This is a genomic window from Stappia sp. P2PMeth1 (assembly GCF_900185735.1).
Taxonomy (GTDB): domain Bacteria; phylum Pseudomonadota; class Alphaproteobacteria; order Rhizobiales; family Stappiaceae; genus Stappia.
Map to the genome: position 1 here is coordinate 1 of NZ_FYAW01000043.1, position 18701 is coordinate 18701.

General features: G+C 67.2%; 16 protein-coding genes, 3 tRNA genes and 1 CRISPR repeat array. Of the genes, 13 read left to right on the top strand and 6 right to left on the bottom strand.

All coding sequences use genetic code 11. The annotated features are described in order from the left end of the window. Positions 1-554, top strand: a 554-nt coding sequence (locus P2PM1_RS22330) for an IS3 family transposase (protein ID WP_208985278.1), incomplete at its 5' end; no start/stop codon positions are given. 46 nt (positions 555-600) lie between these two features. After that, positions 601-1424: a CRISPR direct-repeat array (repeat unit 29 nt; unit sequence GGTTCCCCCACACGCGTGGGGATAGGCCC). Positions 1425-1998: 574 nt separating this feature from the next. Here the strand turns inward: P2PM1_RS22330 and P2PM1_RS22335 are convergent. Beyond that, positions 1999-2074 (bottom strand) — tRNA-Arg (locus tag P2PM1_RS22335). Between the two features lie 285 nt (positions 2075-2359). Then, positions 2360-2665 (bottom strand): ETC complex I subunit, encoded by a 306-nt coding sequence (locus P2PM1_RS22340; protein WP_186389324.1) that lies wholly within the window; start codon positions 2663-2665, stop codon positions 2360-2362. Between the two features lie 301 nt (positions 2666-2966). On the opposite strand from P2PM1_RS22340, the gene P2PM1_RS22345 reads away from it, so the two are divergent. Beyond that, positions 2967-3043 (top strand) — tRNA-Pro (locus tag P2PM1_RS22345). A 240-nt stretch (positions 3044-3283) separates the two neighbouring features. Here P2PM1_RS22345 and P2PM1_RS22350 read toward each other — a convergent pair. The 3 genes from P2PM1_RS22350 to P2PM1_RS22360 form a co-directional block, all read right to left on the bottom strand. Next, positions 3284-4264 (bottom strand): diguanylate cyclase, encoded by a 981-nt coding sequence (locus P2PM1_RS22350; protein ID WP_186389323.1) that lies wholly within the window; start codon positions 4262-4264, stop codon positions 3284-3286. Between the two features lie 698 nt (positions 4265-4962). After that, positions 4963-5472 (bottom strand): DUF192 domain-containing protein, encoded by a 510-nt coding sequence (locus P2PM1_RS22355; protein WP_244301600.1) that lies wholly within the window; start codon positions 5470-5472, stop codon positions 4963-4965. Positions 5473-5636: 164 nt separating this feature from the next. Further along, complete coding sequence (locus P2PM1_RS22360; RefSeq protein WP_186389322.1) at positions 5637-6221, bottom strand: cold-shock protein; 585 nt, start codon at positions 6219-6221, stop codon at positions 5637-5639. 326 nt (positions 6222-6547) lie between these two features. Between P2PM1_RS22360 and gloA the strand changes: the two genes are divergently transcribed. From gloA to P2PM1_RS22385, 5 genes are all read left to right on the top strand, one after another. After that, positions 6548-6988: a lactoylglutathione lyase gene (gene gloA, locus P2PM1_RS22365; protein WP_186400614.1), complete on the top strand. Its 441-nt coding sequence runs from the start codon at positions 6548-6550 to the stop codon at positions 6986-6988. A 407-nt stretch (positions 6989-7395) separates the two neighbouring features. Further along, entirely contained in the window at positions 7396-8388 is a 993-nt protein-coding gene (locus P2PM1_RS22370; RefSeq protein ID WP_186400615.1) for a DUF4239 domain-containing protein, read from the top strand. A gap of 307 nt (positions 8389-8695) precedes the next feature. Further along, a tRNA-Glu gene (locus tag P2PM1_RS22375) sits at positions 8696-8771 on the top strand. A gap of 157 nt (positions 8772-8928) precedes the next feature. Further along, the gene (chrA, locus tag P2PM1_RS22380; RefSeq protein ID WP_186400616.1) at positions 8929-10173 is read left to right on the top strand and encodes a chromate efflux transporter; all 1245 of its coding nucleotides are present in this window, start codon (positions 8929-8931) and stop codon (positions 10171-10173) included. Further along, positions 10173-10610 carry a YqaA family protein gene (locus P2PM1_RS22385; RefSeq protein WP_186400622.1) on the top strand — a complete coding sequence of 146 codons (438 nt, stop codon included), beginning with the start codon at positions 10173-10175 and terminating at the stop codon, positions 10608-10610. Before chrA ends, P2PM1_RS22385 begins: the two co-directional genes overlap by 1 nt. Positions 10611-10617: 7 nt before the next feature. Here P2PM1_RS22385 and P2PM1_RS22390 read toward each other — a convergent pair whose 3' ends face one another. Then, on the bottom strand, positions 10618-11397 hold the full coding sequence (locus P2PM1_RS22390) for an IclR family transcriptional regulator (RefSeq protein WP_186389317.1): 780 nt from the start codon (positions 11395-11397) through the stop codon (positions 10618-10620). A gap of 292 nt (positions 11398-11689) precedes the next feature. Between P2PM1_RS22390 and P2PM1_RS22395 the strand changes: the two genes are divergently transcribed. The 6 genes from P2PM1_RS22395 (at position 11690) to menC (ending at position 18147) form a co-directional block, all read left to right on the top strand. After that, positions 11690-13255 (top strand): ABC transporter substrate-binding protein, encoded by a 1566-nt coding sequence (locus tag P2PM1_RS22395; protein ID WP_186400617.1) that lies wholly within the window; start codon positions 11690-11692, stop codon positions 13253-13255. Between the two features lie 183 nt (positions 13256-13438). Continuing rightward, on the top strand, positions 13439-14356 hold the full coding sequence (locus P2PM1_RS22400) for an ABC transporter permease (RefSeq protein WP_186389315.1): 918 nt from the start codon (positions 13439-13441) through the stop codon (positions 14354-14356). A gap of 4 nt (positions 14357-14360) precedes the next feature. Continuing rightward, positions 14361-15260, top strand: coding sequence for an ABC transporter permease (locus P2PM1_RS22405; RefSeq protein WP_186400618.1), 900 nt, complete (start codon positions 14361-14363; stop codon positions 15258-15260). After that, complete coding sequence (locus tag P2PM1_RS22410) at positions 15257-16108, top strand: ABC transporter ATP-binding protein (protein WP_186400619.1); 852 nt, start codon at positions 15257-15259, stop codon at positions 16106-16108. The genes P2PM1_RS22405 and P2PM1_RS22410 overlap by 4 nt, the downstream gene beginning before the upstream one ends. Next, complete coding sequence (locus tag P2PM1_RS22415) at positions 16105-16932, top strand: ATP-binding cassette domain-containing protein (RefSeq protein WP_244301601.1); 828 nt, start codon at positions 16105-16107, stop codon at positions 16930-16932. Before P2PM1_RS22410 ends, P2PM1_RS22415 begins: the two co-directional genes overlap by 4 nt. A 72-nt stretch (positions 16933-17004) precedes the next feature. Continuing rightward, positions 17005-18147 (top strand): o-succinylbenzoate synthase, encoded by a 1143-nt coding sequence (gene menC / locus P2PM1_RS22420; protein WP_186400620.1) that lies wholly within the window; start codon positions 17005-17007, stop codon positions 18145-18147. The last annotated feature ends 554 nt before the right edge of the window (positions 18148-18701 follow it).

An 18701-nucleotide genomic window follows, 5' to 3' on the forward strand; every position in this document is an offset into this window, starting at 1 on the left:
ACCGGGATGCGGGAACCGGCGGCTTGGCCGTCGCCGGGAACCTGATCGCGCGGCAGTTCGCCACCGATGGCCCGAACCGCAAGTGGGCGGCAGACATCACCCATCTGTGGACCGGTCAGGGCTGGCTCTATCTGGCCGTCATCCTCGACCTGTACGCCCGGCGGATCGTCGCGTGGGAGGCTTCCGACCGGCTGCATGCGGGCGTGGCCCTGTCGGCCCTCGACAAGGCCATCGCCTTGCGCGGGGTGGCGCCCGGCCTCATCCACCACTCCGACCGGGGCAGCCAGTATCGCGCAACCGCCTATCAGGCCAGGCTGCACGCCAACGGCATCGCCCCCTCCATGTCGGCCAAGGGCAACGCTTACGACAACGCCATGGTGGAAACCTTCTTCAAGACCTTGAAAACGGAACTCGTCTGGCGCACCCGGTTCGAAACCCGAAAAGACGCCGTCAACGCCATCGCGCGCTACATCGACGGTTTCTACAATCCCTCAAGACGCCACTCGGCGCTTGGATACATCAGCCCCGTCCAGTTCGAAAAAATGGGCGGATAACAAAACCCCTCTCCACTTTTGCGAAGCAAGTCCAGCTCGCTCGCTTGGTTCCCCCACACGCGTGGGGATAGGCCCCGCACCTCGGCGGGCGCCGCCGCCACCATCACGGTTCCCCCACACGCGTGGGGATAGGCCCCACACAATCGGCGGTCTTCCTCTTGCTACTATGGTTCCCCCACACGCGTGGGGATAGGCCCTGCCCGAGGACCTGCGGATCGTCTCGGATGGTGGTTCCCCCACACGCGTGGGGATAGGCCCCTGCTGGTGCGCTGGGGCAGCCAGATCGCCACGGCGATCAGGTTCCCCCACACGCGTGGGGATAGGCCCAACCAGGGAACTGGCAACACCATTCGCAGCAAGGTTCCCCCACACGCGTGGGGATAGGCCCGACAACCACCCCGACGGTGCGCCCGACGCGCAGGTTCCCCCACACGCGTGGGGATAGGCCCCCGGCATCTCGAATAGCGATCGAGGACTATTCGGTTCCCCCACACGCGTGGGGATAGGCCCCGATCCATTTGCCTGGGCGTCTCCACCCGAACGGTTCCCCCACACGCGTGGGGATAGGCCCCTTCGTCCAGACCCGGGCGAGTTCCGTTTCGCGGTTCCCCCACACGCGTGGGGATAGGCCCGCTCGTCCGCGCGCGTGTGAACGACGCGATCCGGTTCCCCCACACGCGTGGGGATAGGCCCGCCTGATGTCCGGCCCGGCGCCGGCGGGTTCCGGTTCCCCCACACGCGTGGGGATAGGCCCGTGGCTCGCCACAGTCCGTTCAGTCTTGGTCCGGTTCCCCCACACGCGTGGGGATAGGCCCACCGGAGACGGCGGTGGCGGGAAGGCGGTTCCCCCACACGCGTGGGGATAGGCCATGGTCATCGGGGTCGTGTGCCGAGAGTTCGGAAGGCATTTCGAACTCGGAGCCAGAACCACGACCGCGCGACCGGCCGGTCAGCCCCCCGGCTCCGCGCTTGCGCGCGGTCGAGGTCACGGCAAAAGGGATACGAGGCCTACCCTTTGCATTGGCCGTCATCCCGGCCGCGGGCGCAGCCGGAGAGCCGGCGGGGCCAACGCCGGCTCACGGTCTCACAACGACCAGGGGCCCAACGGCCTGCGTCCCGCCAGCATCATGACACAGCCCGAACATACAGGGACCCATTGGCACCCCCGGCAGGTGTTGCCCGCTCTGCCCTCTCCTTGCGTCTTCCCGGACGAGGCCGAAGGCCGACGATCCGGGACCGGGGAGGCACGGCGGTTGCGGTGTCTCGCGCGCGCCGTATGCTCTCGGCTCGCCGGTGCCGGGGCTCGCCGGTGCCGGAGCTTGCCGGTACCGGGGCTCGCGATGCCTCCCGGAAGGACGCAGGGCAAGCGCAAGACTGCCCCCTGTCTCAGGGGCCGTCCGTTACCCATGTCTGCCGGCCGCACACGGGCCTTGCACAGAAATAATGGCGACCCCGGCAGGATTCGAACCTGCGACCATCGGCTTAGAAGGCCGGTGCTCTATCCACTGAGCTACGGGGCCGTCGCGGCGCGCGGCGCCATTCCTTGAAACCAGTCACTCCGAAAACTGGCGGGCTTGCCGCAGCCTGCCCCGCCTCGCGGCCCCGCCCCGGATCTCCTCCCCAGAATCTCCTCAACGGGATCTCCTCAACAGGATCTCCTCAGGGCCGACCCCTGACATGGCGGGCCCGGCCAGACGGGGCCATGCCGCGCAAAGCACATCATCCTTGGCGCGCCGTCCCTGGTGCCCCCTTGGCGGGTTCTGCCGCCGGCAGACCTGCCGGACCGCGATGCCCGCCGGCCCGCGTCAATGCGTCCAGGGCATATAGCGGTCGTAACGGAAATTGTCCGAATAGGCGATCTTCGGCACGCGCCGCTCGCGCGGCAGTTCCACCCGGTAGGCGATGCCGTTCTTGCGCGCGTAGGCTTCCGCCTCCTCCTGCGTCTCGAAGCGCAGGCGGAGCTGCTGCTTCATGTCGGTGGAGGAGGTGTAGCCCATCAGCGGCTCGATCGTGCGCGCCTGCTCCGGCTCGAACTCCAGCACCCAGTCATGGGTCTTGCCGCGCCCCGACTGCGTTGCCGTCTTCGCCGGGGAATAGATGCGTGCGACCATCGTGCGATGCCCCTCAAGATGTCCCGCGGCGCGCTCAGCGCTCCGCCTTTCCCGTCGGTTATTCCTTGGTTCGGCCGAGGAAGTCAACTCGCCAAAACGCCTCCCCCGCTTTCACCCCCCGGCGTTCGCCCCCAGTGCGCGCCCCCGGCGTTCGCCCCCAGTGCGCGCCCCCAGCGTTCGCCCCCAGTGCGCGCCCCGGCGTTCGCCGGCTTCCCCCGCCTGCGCCGCGCGGCGGCGCCCGCCCGCCCTTCAGCCTTGACGCCCCGGCGCATCCCCGATACACCGCAGAAATTCAGGACGTCGGGGTATAGCGCAGCCTGGTAGCGCATCTGCTTTGGGAGCAGAGGGTCGCAGGTTCGAATCCTGCTGCCCCGACCATTTCCCGGCCCCTTTCCTGGCCCCTTTCCCTGCCCCTTTCCCTGATCATCCCTCCCCAAGCCCGTTTTCCGGCGCCTTCTCCGGTCTTTTTGCCAGAAAATCCGGCCGCTTGTGGCCGTTTCCTGAAGCATCGCGCGAACAGGGCGCACGGCGCCCCTGCTCTCGCCCGCCTTGGGTTCAGGAATGCTTGGGCTCAGGAATGCTTGAGTTCAGGCATGCTTGAGTTCAGGCAGCTTGGGTTCAGGCATGGCCGCCGGCGCGCCGGCGCTCGCGTTTCACGCCATACATGCCGGATTCCGCGTTGCGCAGCACGCTCTCGAACGACATGTCGGTCTGACGCACGGTGAACAGGCCGGCGGAGGCCGAGGTGACCAGCAGGCAGGCGGGGCTGCCGTCCGGCGGGTTCCAGTGCATCGGCTGGCGGATCCGGTCGATGATCTCGTCCATCCGGTCGGTGATGTCGCTTGCCTCCGCATCGGCGAAGCCGATCATGAACTCGTCGCCGCCCATGCGCCCGACGATGTCGCCGGCCCGCACCGCCCGCTTGAGGATGCGGGCGATGGAGCGGATCACCATGTCGCCGGCAAGATGGCCGAAACGGTCGTTGACCTGCTTGAAATTGTCGAGATCGAGATAGGCGAAGCTGGCGCAGGCGGTGTCCAGGCCGATCCGGGCGATCATCCGCCCGGCCTGCAGGCGAAACTCGACCGGGTTGAGCAGCCCGGTCATCCGGTCGGTCGCCGAAAGCTGCCGCAGGCGCTGCGCCTCCTCGCGCAGCCGGTGCTGCTGCTGCAGGCTGTCGGCCAGCCGCTCGCGATGCGCCGCCGCCTCCTGCGACACCGCCAGGAAGCGCGCCGCCAGCGACTTGGTCTGGTCGTATTGCAGGATGGCGAGCGGCTCGCCATCCGCCCCCGGCACGCCGAGCCGCCAGCCGGAGAAGGTCAGGCTGGCGCCGTCCTCGCCGGGCAGCCCGATAAAGGCGGAGGTGGTGGAACGGAACGCCCGGCCCACCCGTTCCAGCAGTTCCTCCGGCGGCAGGGTCGACAGGGCGAAGACGCCCCTGGTCTCCAGCCCGTCGAACTGGCGCAGCGCCTGCCGGTTGGCCAGCCACACCCGTCCGCTCTCGTCGAGCACGATCGTCGCACGCGGCATGTTCTCCACCGCGGCACGGATGCCCTCCATCAGCAGGTCGATGTCGGGGCGGTGGTCCAGGGTTGCCATCACCGCCCTCCCCACCCGCCGGCGGCAGCCGGCATATGCAAAAAAGGTCCGGCGGCAGCCGGCATAAGCAAAAAAGCTCCGGCGGCAGCCGGCAAAACCTTGAAACTCCCGGCGGCGGCCGGCGTCAGGGGACGAGCGGTGAGCGAACGAGCGCCGGGCGCGCCCGGGGATCGCGGGATGCCGGCCTCGCTCGAGTTCGTCTTCTCGCTCGAGTCCGTCTTGCAGTTTCCGACAGTGGCCGACACCATGCTCGCAGCCCTTCCCCGTCCTCGACACGGTCTTCCCGGCGCGCCCCAAAGGGCTACCGCGGACGACATCTGCAAACGGCCGGCGCGCTTCGCTCCATAACGAGGCGGCCTGCCGCCATGAACTCGGTTCGGCGGCCCACCCGATCCGACCGCCCAACCCGACCCGACCAGCCGACCCGACCAACCAATCCGACCGCCCCAATCGGGCGCCACCAGACCGGAACCACCACCGGCAATCGGCCGCGCCGCCTCGGCGCCCCCGCTTCGCGGCAGGCCACCGGCGCCGTCCCTGCCGGGATGGTACGGACAAATCCTAGGGTGATTCGTTCCGGTGATTCGCAGCTTACGCGGAAAAAACCCTAATCAACCCCCCCTTGCCGGGGGCTGATAGGGCGAAATAACGATGCAATAACGGGGGAATGACGCCGCAAATAAGGGCTTGACAGGATTTCAGCGGGGCGCCGCATCCTGGATCGTCGGACTGTCGACCCGGTCGCCGATGCCGATGCCGAGCGCCGCGCTGGTGCCGCCCGGCACTTCCAGCACGAAGCGGACCACGGCACCGGAGGGCACCAGGGCCTCCGACAGCGGCACCGTGTTCTCGGCGATGCCGGCGATGCGGCCGCCGCGTTCGATGAACAGCATGTCGAGCGGGATCAGGGTGTTCTTCATCCAGAAGGCGACCTGGCCGTCGCTCTTGAAGTCGAACAGCATGCCGGCGTCGGCGGCAAGAGCCTCCCGGTACATCAGCCCGCGCGAGCGGGCGGCCGGCGTGTCGGCGATCTCCACCTCGAAGCGGTGAGTGGTGCCGGCGGCGGTGGTGACGCTCAGCGCCTCGCGCCGCAGCGTCAGCTCGCCGTCGCGGGCAGTGCCCGGCAGCGAGACCAGCACGACCAGCAGCAGCGCCGGAACAAGCCGGCTAAGGAACAGGCGAGCCGGCAAAAAATCGAGGGAAAACAATCGGCGCGGAGCCAGAAAGCTTTGGATCGTCCGAAACGACAGTGCCCGTGCGGCGGCCCCGGCGCCGGTGCCGGCCCTGCCCGCTCCCAAGCTCGCCCCCAAACTCGCATTATGAGTAGGGCTCGGATCGGCGAGGCTCGGAGGGGTGTGCCGCAAGGCCGGCCTCAATGCGAGGAGGGAATGTGGACGCCCTCGCCGTCGGGGCGGATCTCGGCGGCCATGCGGCCCTTCGGCCCTTGCCCGAAGCGCACCAGCACGGTCTGTCCGGGCCGCAATTCGGTGATGCCGAAGCGGCGCAGCGTCTCCATGTGCACGAAGATGTCTTCCGTGCCCTCGCCCTGGGTCAGGAAGCCGAAGCCCTTGACCCGGTTGAACCACTTGACGACCGCCGGCTCGTAGCCGCCTTCCGGCGTCACCTGCACATGGGTGCGCGAGGGCGGCAGTTGGGACGGGTGCACGGCGGTCGACTCGTCCATCGACAGCACGCGGAAGGCCTGCAGCCCACGGCTGCCCGGCGTCACCTCGCAGACGATGCGCGCGCCCTCATAGGCGGTGCGGAAACCGTCGCGTCGCAGGCAGGTGACATGCAGGAGAATGTCCGGCTGTCCGTCGTCGGGGACGATGAACCCGTAGCCCTTGGCCACGTCGAACCATTTGATCGAGCCGGCGACGACCGTCAGGTCGACCCCGGACTCCTCCGATCCCGCGTCCCGCGAGGCCACAACCGGCTTTGCCCCCAAGTCCTTCATAGTCCCGCCTCTGATACGCCGTAAGCTGGATCCGTGAGCGCACAACCGGAAAACCCCCGATTCCGCAAGGCCAAGGATAGCATCCCACGGCCCCGGAACCAGTGCATTTTGCGAAAAAGTGCCATGGTTACTCTCCTGCAACAGTTTCTCCGGCTCGCGCCGATTCGCAAGCCTTGCGCGGGACGTCGCCTCGGAAAGATCGCAAGCTTCCATTGAAGTCGCCGCGCAAGACCATATTCTCTTGCGCGACGCCGGCCCCCGCCGCGCCCCCGCCGCGCTGCGTGGGGTCCACCCCAGACACCAGACACCGAAACGAAGAGGCAGTCATGCGTTACCTGCACACCATGGTCCGCGTCCGCGACATCGACCAGTCGCTGGACTTCTACTGCAACAAGCTCGGCATGCAGGAGGTCCGCCGCCACGAGAGCGAGGCCGGCCGCTTCACGCTGATCTTCCTCGCCGCCTCTGAAGACGTGGAGGCGGTGCGCGCCGGCCAGGCGCCGGCGCTGGAGCTGACCTACAACTGGGACCCGGAAGACTATCAGGGCGGGCGCAATTTCGGCCATCTCGCCTATGAGGTCGACGACATCTACGAGACCTGCGCGAAGCTCCAGGCCGCCGGCGTCACCATCAACCGCCCGCCGCGCGACGGCCGCATGGCCTTCGTCCGCTCGCCGGACAACATCTCCATCGAGCTGCTGCAAAAGGGCGGCGCGCAGGAGCCGCAGGAGCCCTGGGCCTCCATGGGCAACACCGGAAGCTGGTAAGCGGCCGAAATCCGGGAGGGGCGCGAGGCGCCTCTCCCTTGCGCGCGTCACATGCCGAGCGCCCCGGACAGGCGCGGCGGCGCGCCTTCGAAGATGACCTGCCCTGCGGCGTCTCAGAACTACCGCACAAACTGAGAGAAGAACCGCTCACAACCGCCCGGAAACAGGCTTCAATGCTCCTTGAAACTCGTTCCGCCTGAATTCTGCTCAAAACACGGCGCTATCAGGTGTATACTGTCCCTGTACACCTCCTCGGCCCGCTGTGTCGACCACGCCCATTTTGCCCTTGGTGCTATGACCGTTTCAATATTTATGATGTCCCGTGTTACTGTTCTAGATGTTTAACTATGTGATAGCGTTAATAGGCCAGATGAATGTGAACCATGAATTTGGGAGAGGGCTCTGGTATGATTGAGCGAACAAAAGGATTTGAGCAACAGCGGACAGCAGCACAAAATGGTAGTTCCGGAGTGCCGGCATCTCTTGTCATCGTGGCACTAGGAGCAGCGGCCACTTACTTCACTCAGCTATCTTTCTTGGCGCTTATATGGGCCGTGCCGATGCTCTTCTTGGCTTCCCGGCGCCATCGCGGCATTGTGGTTGCAACCATTTTCCAGTTGGGCATCCCCTCTTTGGTTTCTGTGTTGGCTTATGTCCTCTATGACCTTAGCCATCACTACGTACAGTATGCCATTGCAACAAACCGCTTGACTGACGATGCAGTCCAGATTTCCGCATTCATTCAAATCGTTTCGACTCTCTATGCCATCTGCATTGCCTTCACACTGTGGAAAGCAACAAATGATTACGACTTATTGAAAACATTCTTAAGAGATGAAGCAAGCAAAGTTGCATCAATTATCTCATTAATGAGGTATTTTGAGAACGTAGACGAAAAAGACACGATAGAATCAATGGAAAAGATAAAGGATTATCTTGCGCAATACGTATCAATGGCCAGGCGCGGTGATGTTGGTGACATTGGAGGCTTAGATGGCATCAACGAATGCGTATATCTTGTCGAAAAATTATCGTCACCTCAAGAAAATGACAAAGTAGCACTAGAGAAGGTAATATCAGGACTTTCGGAACTTGTAATGATAAGATCGAGAAGAATAAGCTTATCTTCAAATCGCATTCCGAAATTTTTGATATTCATCCTTGGAGCACTATCAGTAGCAAGCATCTCATTATTTTTTGTTTTTGACTCACGAGAGCTAAATGTCTCTCATTTTGTGATACCCGTTCTTGCTTTCATGTATGCGTTTCTTATGGTGATGCTATTCGATTTGGATAACCCATTCGAGGGATATTGGAGTGTTAAGACAAAGGCATTCGAGGAAGTTTCCAAGGTTGTTGATGAGTTTCTAAAGGCTCGAACAACGACTTCTTCTGGATAGGGATTCGCCCCCGTCCTTGATGCTGTTTGGTGCGGCAAGGCTGTACGGAATGTATGTCTGTCCAGAGCCATGAATAGGCATCGAGAGGAAGGCGCAGCCTCGCCTGCCTCGCGGTGCGCCTCTCCCGGCCGCAGGCGCAACCGTAGATCAGGGCCTTTGACCAGCAGAGCGGCGACGATAGCTCCCGCGATTGTCCTGAGCCCCCGCGCCGCCCTCCCCCTCCTCACCAGCCTGTGGACGATGCGTCACCTACCCCCTTGCCCGCCGGGGCAAAGCTGCTTATAACCCGCGCACATCGACGGACCGGGCGCCCATCGTCTAGCGGTCTAGGACGCCGCCCTTTCACGGCGGAAACACGGGTTCGAGTCCCGTTGGGCGTACCACTCCGTCGCTGTTCCCCTCCCCGACATCGTTGCTGTACGTGATCGCCGCCTGCGGCGACACTGCGCCCCGGCAAGCCGGCGGCAACTGCCGTCACGGTTCCGCAACACCGCGCGGCTATACGGCGCCGTTCACGACCACGAGGCAGGAGAGACCGACGTGACGAGGAGCACCCCCGCCCCGCAGCAGCCAACGCCCCCCACGCCGCAGCCGCAGGGCAGCACCGGCGAGGTGTTCCGCGCCTTCCTGAAGCTCGGCCTCACCTCCTTCGGCGGCCCGATCGCCCATCTCGGCTATTTCCGGCAGGAGCTGGTGCTGCGCCGCAAATGGCTGGACGAGGCCGCCTATGCCGATCTCGTCGCCCTGTGCCAGTTCCTGCCCGGCCCGGCCTCCAGCCAGGTCGGTTTCGCGCTCGGGCTGATGCGCGCCGGCCCGCTCGGCGCCCTTGCCGCCTGGGCCGCCTTCACCCTGCCGTCGGCGCTGCTGCTCGTCGCCTTCGCGCTCGGGGCCTCGCTGTTTTCCGGCCCGCTCGGCCAGGGCCTCGTCGCGGGGCTGAAGCTGGTCGCCGTCGCCATCGTCGCCCATGCGGTGCTCGGCATGGCCCGCGCCCTGTGCCCCGACCGGGAGCGGGCGACGCTGGCGCTCGCCGCCGCCGCCCTCGTCCTGCTGGTCGCCGGCCCGCTCGCCCAGGTCGGCGCCATCGCCCTTGCCGCCCTCGCCGGGCTGATGCTGAGGCTTCCCGGCGCCGCCCCCGGCCAAGGGCCCGCCGCCGCCGCCCGCGCACCCGTCTCGCGCAGGGCCGGCCTTGTCTGCCTCGCGCTCTTCGCCCTGCTGCTGGTCGGCCTGCCGCTCGCCGTTCACCTGGTGCCGTCGCAGGCGCTTGCCGTCCTAGACGCCTTCTACCGCGCCGGCGCGCTGGTCTTCGGCGGCGGCCATGTGGTGCTGCCGCTGCTGGAGGCCGAGGTCGTGCGCGGCGGCTGGCTCGACGCCCAGAGCTTTCTCGCCGGCTATGGCGCGGCACAGGCCGTGCCCGGCCCGCTCTTCACCTTCGCCGCCTATCTCGGCGCGGTGCTCGCCGTGCCGCCGAACGGCATTGCCGGCGCGGCGCTGGCGCTTGTCGCCGTGTTCCTGCCCGGCCTGTTGCTGCTGGTCGGCGTGCTGCCGTTCTGGCAGGCGTTCCGCGCCCGCACGGGCGCGCGCGCGGCTATGGCCGGGGCCAATGCCGCCGTCGTCGGCATTCTCGGCGCTGCGCTCTACGACCCGGTCTTCACCAGCGCGGTGACGACGCCGGCGCAGTTCACCCTGGCGCTTGCCTGTTTCGTGCTGCTCACCGCCTGGAAGGCGCCGCCCTGGGTCGCCGTGCTGGTCGCCGGGCTCGGCGGCATGGCAATCGCAGCCGCATGATGGTCGAGATCGGGGTCTATGGCGGGCTGTTCCTTGCCGCCCTCAGTGCGGCGACGCTGCTGCCGATGCAGTCGGAGGCGGTGCTGGTCGGCCTGCTGCTCAGCGGCCGTCCCGTGCTGCTGCTGCTTGTCGTCGCCAGCCTCGGCAACACGCTCGGCGGGATCATCAACTGGGCGCTGGGGCGCGGCATCGAGCGCTTCCGCCACCGCCGCTGGTTCCCGGTTAGCGAGGCGGCGCTTACCCGCGCGCAAGGCTGGTACAGCCGCTGGGGCAAGTGGTCGCTGCTGCTGTCCTGGATGCCGGTGATCGGCGATCCGCTGACGCTCGCCGCCGGGGTGATGCGCGAGCGATTCCTCACCGTGCTGGTGCTGGTCGCCATCGCCAAGACCGGCCGCTATGCGGTGCTGGCCGCCGTCACGCTCGGCCTGTTCGGCTAAGCCGCCGTCACGCCAAGGCGACAACCGAGGAAATCGTCCGCGACGCATCGGTGATCGCCGGGACGAGTTCGCGCCTGACCCGCTCCTCGCTCCATTCGGGGATATAGACCGGCATGCTGATCGCCGCGACCGCCTGGCGGTTGGCGCCGATCACCGGCGCGGCGATGACGATTTCCTGCAGCATGATCTGCTGGTTGGTGATGACATAGCCGTCGCGCTGCGCCTGCGCGACGCGCGCCCGCACGATTGTCGGGTCCTGGCAGGTGAAGGGCGTCACCGGCTCCGGCAGGCCCGGCTCCATCATCCGCTCCAGCACCTCTGGCGGCGAAAAGGCCGCGATCACCTGGCCGATCGCCGTCACCGCCGCCGGCTGGCGCACGCCGATCAGCGTCGCGTCATAGGCAAGGCTGGTGTGGGGGATTCGCGCCTTGTAGACCACCTCGTGCCCGTCCAGCACGCCGAGATTGATGGTGGTGCGCAGCATCCGGCTGACCTCGATCATCCGCGGCAGGGCGCGCTCCAGCAGCCGGTCGTGGATCAGGAAGGCATAGGCAAGATCGAGCATCCTCAGGCCCGGCCGGTAGCGGCGGGTCTTGTCGTCGCGGTCGAGATAGCCGAGCGCGTGCAGCGTGTAGGTCAGCCGCTGCGCCGCGCTCTTTTCCAGCCCGGCTGCCTCGGCGATCTCGGTCAGGCTCAGCGCCGCGTGGTGGTCGCGAAACAGCGCCAGCACGCGCATGCCCCGTTCCAGCGTGCTTGCCAGCACCGGCGGCCTGGTCTGTCCGCTCATCCTGCCATCCTCTCCCCCGAAACTCCCCCGAACGTCCGCCCCCGCGCTCAGGGGCGAAAACCGCTGCACCGTGAATGCCTTGATCTGTCCCGCGCCGCCGGACCGGCAAGGCGGGACATCTTTTCCCTAAGCCGCACGATAGAGCGCCGCTTGACAAGCCCCATGTTGTCACATTTAAATATCAATGTCGATAATCACTATTCGATAAAAAACACAAAATATCGATCACAGCCGGCGCCTATCGCGCCTGACATCGATCAAGGGCGATCCAGCGCCCAGGAGGTCTCGAAGCATGTCCCGCAGCACGTCCCTTTCCGCATCGCTGAAGTCCCTCAAGCTCGGCACCGCGCTCGCCGCCGCGCTTGCGCTCGGCGCCCCCCTCGCCCCGGCGCTCGCCGGCCCGGCCGACAACAGCCTGGTCTGGTCCGCCCAGAAGGAGCTGACCGCCGCCGACACCTATTTCGACACCTCGCGCGAGGCCGTCGTCGTCGCCCAGCATGTCTATGACGGCCTGGTCTTCTGGGATCAGGAGGCGCAGGAGTTCAAGCCGCTGCTGGCCGACGAATGGCGCCAGATCGACCCGCTGACGCTGGAATTCGACCTGCGCGAGGGCGTCACCTTCCATGACGGCAGCAGCTTCGGCCCGAAGGACGTGGTCTACACGCTGAACTTCGTCACCGACGAGAAGAACGGCGTTCTCAACTACGGCGACATCAAGTGGATCAAGTCGACCGAGCAGGTCGGCGAGCGCACCGTCCGCATCCACCTGAACGAGCCGTTCCCGGCCGCCCTCTCCTATCTGGCGCTGGTCCTGCCGATCGTGCCGGACGGGCATTTCGACAAGGCCGAGACCGGCAGCGACGGCAACAAGCGCTTCGCCGCCGTGCCGCCGGTCGGCACCGGCCCCTACAAGGTCACCAGCTTCGGCAATGGCGACACCGTCGTCATGCAGGCGAACGAGGCCTATTTCGACGGCCCCAAGGGCAAGCCGCAGATCGGCACGCTGACCTACCGCACCATCGCCGACGGCGCCACGCAGATCGCCGAGCTGATGACCGGCGGCATCGACTGGGTCTGGGGCATCAGCAACGACCAGGCCGAGAACCTCGCCCAGGCGCCGCACCTCACCTCGGTCAACGCGCCGACCATGCGCATCAGCTACCTGACCTTCGACCTGAAGGGCACCAGCGGCACCGACGTCTTCACCGATGCGCGCGTGCGCAAGGCCGTCGGCCATGCCATCGACCGCGCCAACATCGCCCGCCACCTGATGGGCGAGAACAGCCAGGTGGTCAACGCCGCCTGCCATCCGGTGCAGTTCGGCTGCACCAGCGACGTCACCGCCTATGATCACGATCCGGAAAAGGCCAAGGCCCTGCTCGCCGAGGCCGGCAAGGCCGACGGCTTCACCGTCGACCTCTACGGCTATCGCGACCGCGAGGTCACCGAGGCGATCATGGGCGATCTCGCCAAGGTCGGCATCAAGGCCAACCTGCGCTGGCTGCAATATTCCGCCGCCCGCGACCTGATCCGCGAGGGCAAGGTGCCGGTCGCCAACATGAGCTGGGGCTCGTCCTCGATCCCGGACGTGTCGGCCATCACCAGCTACTTCTTCGGCGGCGGCCCGGACGATCCGGCCAAGGACCCGGCGCTGCAGGAGGCCATCCGCCGCGCCGATCTCGCCAGCGATCCGGACGTGCGCCTCGCCAGCTATGCCGAGGCCCTGCAACTGATCGCCGACGAGGCCTATTGGCTGCCGCTGTTCAGCTACACCAAGAACTACAGCTACAACGCGCAGCTCGACTTCACCCCGTCGGCTGACGAACTGCCCCGCTTCTACGCCACGAGCTGGAAGTAACGGCAGGACCGGTGCCGCGCCCGGATGCGGCACCGGTCCATTTTCGCGCGCATGAGGAGGCTCGGCGGCGCTGCCGGCGGTGATCCCCCGGTTGACTGCTATGGTGGGCCGCTCCCGTTCGGCTGCCCCATTTAGGCTGTCCCGTATGGCGTCTATCCGGTCCCTGTTCCGCAAAGGCCTGGCATGATCCGCTTCACCCTGAAACGCCTGGCGATCGCCGCGCTGGTCGCCCTCGTCGTCTCGGGCATCAGCTTCGGCCTGATGTTCGTCTCCGGCGACCCCGCCATCGCCATTGCCGGCGAGGGCGCGACGGAGGACGATCTCGTCGTCATCCGCGCCCGCTACGGCCTCGACCGCCCGATCCCGGTGCAATATGCCGAATGGGTCGGCCGCGCCGTCCGGGGCGACTTCGGCGACAGCATCTATTTCAGCAAGCCGGTGGTCACCCTGCTGGCCGAGCGCTTTCCGGCCACCGCGACGCTCGGCGTGCTGGCCATCGGCGTCGCCATCGTGCTGGCGATCCCGCTCGGCATCATCGCCGCCATCCGCCAGAACCGCCTGCCCGACCGCGCCGCCCTCACCTTCGGCACCATCGGCCAGGCGACGCCCAGCTTCTGGCTCGGCCTGATGCTGATCTGGCTGTTCGCGGTCAAGCTGCGGGTGCTGCCGGTCTCCGGCTCGCAGACGCTCGCCCATTTCGTGCTGCCGGCCCTGGTGCTCGGCTACTACGCGGCGCCCTCCATGCTGCGCCTGTGCCGCGCCGGCATGATCGACGCGCTGTCGTCCGACTATGTGCGCACTGCCCGCGCCAAGGGCCTGCTGCCGCGCCAGGTCCTGTTCGGCCATGCCATCCGCAACGCCATCCTGCCGGTGATCAGCGTCGCCGCCGTCGAGTTCGGCTTCATCCTCGGCGGCTCGGTCGTGGTGGAAAGCGTCTTCGGCATCCGCGGCATCGGCCTGCTGGCGTGGGAGAGCATCGCCCGCAACGACTTCCCGACCATTCAGGCGATCATTCTCGTCTACGCCATGATCTATGTCTGGCTGACCTTCCTCGCGGATGTGATCAACGCCTGGCTCGACCCCCGCATCCGCGTGAGCTGACCCCATGACCGCCCAATCCCTGCCGGCAACGGCCAAGCTCCCCCACCCCTCGCCGCGCCGCATCATGCTGAAGCGGGCGCGGGCCCATCGCGGCCTGCTGATCGGCGGCGCCATCGTCCTGGCGGTCGTGCTGATCGCCCTTTTCGCGCCGCTGCTCGCCCCGCACGACCCGTATGCCCAGGACCTGTCGCGGCGGCTGCTGCCGCCGGTCTGGTCGGAAAAGGGAAGCTGGGAGCATATCTTCGGCACCGACGCCCTGGGGCGCGACTATCTCTCGCGCATCCTCTTCGGCGCCCGCATCTCGCTGCTGATCGGCATCACCGCCGCCATCGGCTCCGGGCTGATCGGCACGACGCTCGGCCTGCTCGCCGGCTATTTCGGCGGCCGTGTCGACAGCATCGTCACCTTCATCATCTCCGTGCGTCTGGCGCTGCCGGTGGTGCTGGTGTCGCTCGCCGTCGTCTCGCTGTTCGGCGGCGACCTGTGGATCGTCGTCACCGTGCTCAGCCTCCTGCTGTGGGACCGCTTCGCCGTCGTCGTGCGCTCGGCGACCCAGCAGTTGCGCAACCAGGAATTCGTCACCGCCGCCCGCGCCATGGGCGCCTCCACCCCGCGCATTCTGATCGTCGAGCTGCTGCCGAACCTCATCGGCCCGCTCGTCGTCATCGGCTCGCTGGAGGTCGCCCACGCCATCTTGCTTGAATCGGCGCTCTCCTTCCTCGGCCTCGGCGTCCAGCCGCCCACCCCCTCCTGGGGCCTGATGGTCTCGGAAGGCAAGGGCCTCGTCTTCTTCGACGCCCGCCTGATCGCCATTCCCGGCGCCGCCATCGCCATCCTGGTGCTCGGCATCAACCTGATCGGCGACGGCTTGCGCGACGTGCTGACCCCGGAGAGCCGGGCATGAGCGTCCTTTCCGTCCGCAACCTGAAGGTCACCATCCCGACCCATGGCGAGCCGCTGCAGGCGGTGCGCGGCGTCGATATCAAGGTCGGCGCCGGCGAGACGCTCGGCATCGTCGGCGAGAGCGGCTGCGGCAAGTCGGTCACCTCGATGGCGATCATGCGGCTGCTGCCCGAGCGCATTTCCGTCACCGCCGACGAGATGCGCCTTGGCGACACCGATCTTCTCGCCACCAGCGAGCGGCGGATGGCCGACATCCGCGGCGACCGCATGGCGATGATCTTCCAGGAGCCGATGACCGCGCTCAATCCGGTGCTGACCATCGGCCGGCAGATGACCGAGACCTGGACCCGCCATCGCGGCGGCGGCAAGCGCGAGGCGCGCGAGCGCGCCCTCGACCTGCTCGACCGGGTCGGCATCCCGCACCCGCGCGAGCGGCTCGGCGTCTACCCGCATCAGCTTTCCGGAGGCCTGCGCCAGCGCGTGATGATCGCCATGGCCCTGCTCTGCGACCCGGACCTGATCATCGCCGACGAGCCGACCACCGCGCTCGACGTCACCGTCCAGGCGCAGATCCTCGACCTGCTCGCCTCCCTGCAGCAGGAGCGCGGCCTCGCCATGATCTTCATCAGCCACGACATCGGCGTCGTCGCCCGCATCGCCGGCCGCGTCCAGGTCATGTATGGCGGGCGCACCGTCGACAGCGGCCCGGTAGGCGAATTGCTTGGCGCGCCCAAGCACCCCTACACGCGGGCGCTGCTCTCCTCCGTGCCCCGCCGGGGCATGCGCTGGGGCCGCGACACGCTCGGCGCCATCCGCTGGAGCGACGACACGCCGGAGGCCTCCTCATGAGCGACCAAGTCATGAGCGGGAAAGCCATGAGCGACATCGTCATGGAGCTGCGCGACGTGCGCCGCACCTATCGCCTCAGCGGCGGCCTGTTCGGCGCCCCGCGCGAGCTCAAGGCGCTGGACGGGGTCAGCCTGCAATTGCACCGGGGCGAGGTGCTGGCGCTGGTCGGCGAATCCGGCTCCGGCAAGAGCACCCTGTCGCGCATCTTGCTCGGGCTCGAGGCGCCGAGTTCCGGCGAGGTCTTCCTTGACGGCGCGCCGGTCGCCTCGATCCGCCGCCGCGCCTTCGCCGCCCGCGTCCAGCCGGTGTTCCAGGACCCCTATTCCTCGCTCAACCCGCGCAAGACCGTGCGCCAGATCATCGAGGCGCCGCTGGTCATCGCCAGCGGGGTCGCGTCTGCCGAGCGGCTGCGCCGGGTGCGCGAGCTGCTCGACATCCTGCGCATGCCCGAGCGCATGCTGGAGGCCTATCCGAGCCAGATGTCCGGCGGCCAGCGCCAGCGCGTCGCCATCGCCAGGGCACTGATCTCGCGGCCGGAGATCGTCGTCTGCGACGAGCCGACCTCGGCGCTCGACGTCTCCGTGCAGGCGGAGGTGCTGAACCTGTTGATGGAGCTGCGGGCCGAGTTCGGCCTCACCTATCTCTTCATCAGCCACGATCTCGCGGTGGTCGAATATATCGCCGACCGGGTCGCGGTCATGCAGTCCGGCCGCCTCGTCGAGGTCGCCGAGGCCGAAACCCTCTTCGCCTCGCCTCAGCACGACTACACCCGCCGCCTGCTCGCCTCGGCGCTCACCGTCCCGCCCGCCAGCCCGGGCACCTGAACTCGTCTGCCTTTCCCGAAGCCGGCCCCACCCTTGTCCGGCCGGCTTCCCACTCCCCAAAAGGTCAATAAAATGACACGCCCCATCGCCACCCGGCACCTGCCCCTTTGCATCGACAGCGCCGAGCTGCACATCGTCCGCCTGCCGCTGATCTCGCCCTTCACCACCTCCACCGGCACCATGCACGAGAAGGTGTTTCCGCTGCTGGTGCTGAAGTCCGGCGAGCTGGAAGGCTATGCCGAAGGCGTGATGGACCCGCTGCCCGACTATCTCGACGACACCATCTCCGCCACCACCTACTTCCTGCGCGAGGCGATCCTGCCCAACGTCGTCGGCAAAAGCTTCGAGAACCCGCAGGAGCTGGAAAAGGTGCTGGCGCCCTGGCGCGGCCACTGGATGGCCAAGGCCACCGTCGAGATGGCCTTCTGGGACCTGTGGGCCAAGGCGCTCGGCCTGCCGCTCAAGACCCTGCTCGGCGGCAGCGGCGACAGGGTCGCCGTCGGCGTCTCGCTCGGCATCGAGGACGTTGAGGCGACCGTTGCAGCGGCCAAGCGCCATCACGCGGCCGGCTACAAGCGCATCAAGCTGAAGATCGAGCCGGGCCATGACCTCGATCTCGTCGCCCGCGTGCGCGCCGCCCTGCCGGACGCGAAGATCAGCGTCGATGCCAACACCGCCTACTCGCTCGCCGACCTGCGCACCCTCAAGGCGCTCGACGCCTTCGACCTGGAATATATCGAGCAGCCGCTCGCCTATGACGACATTCACGACCACGCCGTGCTGCAGTCGCGCATCGCGACGGCCGTTTGCCTCGACGAGAGCATCCGTTCGGCCGCCGATGCCCGCAAGGCGCTGGCGAGCGATGCCGCCCGCGTCGTCAATATCAAGGTCGGCCGCGTCGGCGGCCATCTGGAAGCCCGCCGCATCCATGACATCGCCGAGGCCTGGAGCGTTCCGGTGTGGTGCGGCGGCATGCTGGAGTCCGGCATCGGCCGCGCCCACAACATTCACATGTCGACCCTGCCGAACTTCCGCAAGCCCGGCGACACGTCGAGCGCCCGGCGCTATTTCCGCAAGGACCTGACGGTGGAATGGCTGGAGACCGAGGACGGCATGATGCCGGTGCCGGAAGGGCCCGGCATCGGCGTTCGCCTCGACCGGGCGTTCCTCGACACCGTCTCCAGCGACCGCGAGACCTTCGGCGCGGCCGCGTAAGAGCCAAGCGCGACGGGCGGCCCGCGCGGCGGGAGGAACGGCGGCCCCACCTTCGGCCGTCACACCGGGCAAGCGCAGCGCGACCCGGTGCCCATTGGCTCCCAGAGCGGCAGCGAGGGCACACCGCCCCTCCCGGCGTCTTCCCGGACGGCGCCCGCTCTCGCGCACCCGTCGCCCGGCACGCACCACGCTCTCAGTTCGTCTTCCCGGACGGCGCGCAGCGCCGAGCCGGGACCGGCGAGCCGAGGGCCTCGCGGCCGCGCTCCCCGAACGACGCCACACGCACCGTGCCTCTCCGGTTCCGGCTCGCGGCTTCGCCTTGGCCGGAATGACGCCAAGAGAGGTTGGGGCAAAGGAGGGAACGGCGGGGATGCCGACCGCCCCACCCTCTGCCGTCACACCGGGCAAGCGCTAGCGCGACCCGGTGTGGACTTGCTTCGCAAAAGTGGAGAGGGTTTCCTGGCCTTGGAGGGCTTTTGATGAAGCAGCAACGATTTACGCAGGAGTTCCGGGACGAAGCGGTTCGGCTGGTTGTTTCGGTTGGTCGTCGCCAG